At 45.9% G+C, this 1,253-nt stretch carries 1 protein-coding gene; it reads right to left on the bottom strand.

The annotated features are described in order from the left end of the window. Positions 1-1,253 (bottom strand): hypothetical protein (locus tag G3O08_RS20690; protein ID WP_204336979.1); only part of this gene is annotated, 1,253 nt, incomplete at both ends.

Below are 1,253 nucleotides of genomic sequence, written 5' to 3'. Positions count from 1 at the left end.
TCCATCTACAAGACCAGAGATCGAAGCCGTTGTTGAGTCGTTACTCCATGCGTAAGTATAAGAACCATCGCCGCTCAATACAGCAACTGATGCCGAACCAAGTTCGCCACATTGTCCATTTTCAGAAGCACAAGCTATTTCAGGTGCATCGTTCACGATTATTTCAATAGAAGCTTCGGCAGTACATCCATCCGAAGTAACGGTAACTGTATAAGTTGTTGTTTGGGTAGGTGATACGGTAATCGAAGCCGTAGTTGCCCCAGTTGACCATAAGTAAGTGTATGAACCATTTCCAGCAAGTGCAGAAGCTACGAGAGTAGCAGATTCACCAGCACAAAGCACGGTACAATCAGGGATATCAAATAGGTTTGGACCGCCACCGAGAACAAAGTTAATATCGCCGTGTCCTGGGTTTAAGTTAAAGCCAGATCCATTTGTAGGCTGAGCGATTACATCAAAAGTTAACCATGCAGACCCACCGTATTCACCAGCGTTGTTCAGGTTTGCACCCGTACCCACTTGGAATGCTTCATCAAAGCGCGATACATTTACTATGGCACCTGCAAGGGCACCTTGTCCGGTAAGTGTACCAGTGGTAGAAGTATAGTAGTACCAGTCAGTACTAATTAAAACTTCACCGGTACAAACAGGGTCATTTTTAGGCGATCCAGCGGGTGGAGCAAACGTTCTACCTGCGAATGTAATGGCCGCATCAAAGATGAGCGTATTGTCAGCTCTATTGGTATAAGTGGCAGTCAGTTGAGCTGTACCACCGGGGCCTTCCGTAAATGATCCATTGGTTACTGTCCAGTGTTTTTGGCTGGTGTATGCACTTACAAGTGTATTTGACCAGAAGGCATAAGGACCTTTGCAGTTATCGGTGTTTTCTACAGATTGTGTTCCACCGTTGTTCTGCACAGGTTGCAGATCATCTTCGCAAAGAATATCTACAAGTGGTTCAACACTGGTAGCCACCGCAGTACTGCACGCAGCAGTACAATTGTTAGCATCGGTAACAACAACAGAATACGTTCCTGCACCGAGTCCAGATATAGTAGCGGTAGTTCCTCCATTAGACCATAAGTAAGAGAACGGTGATGCTCCACCAGCAGGGGTAACTGTGGCAGAAGCTGATTCACCACAAAGTCCGTCTTGACCAGTGCATTCAGCAGTCAGTTGAGGCTCGTTTTCAATCGATACACTACAAGAATCAGAACAACCGGTTAGATTATCAGTAACAACCACAGAGTAAG

It is taken from the genome of Cryomorpha ignava (assembly GCF_010686655.1).
Lineage (GTDB): Bacteria > Bacteroidota > Bacteroidia > Flavobacteriales_D > Cryomorphaceae > Cryomorpha > Cryomorpha ignava.
The sequence above is the reverse complement of the archived record's forward strand: the minus strand, read 5'-3'. Positions and strand labels throughout refer to the sequence as shown.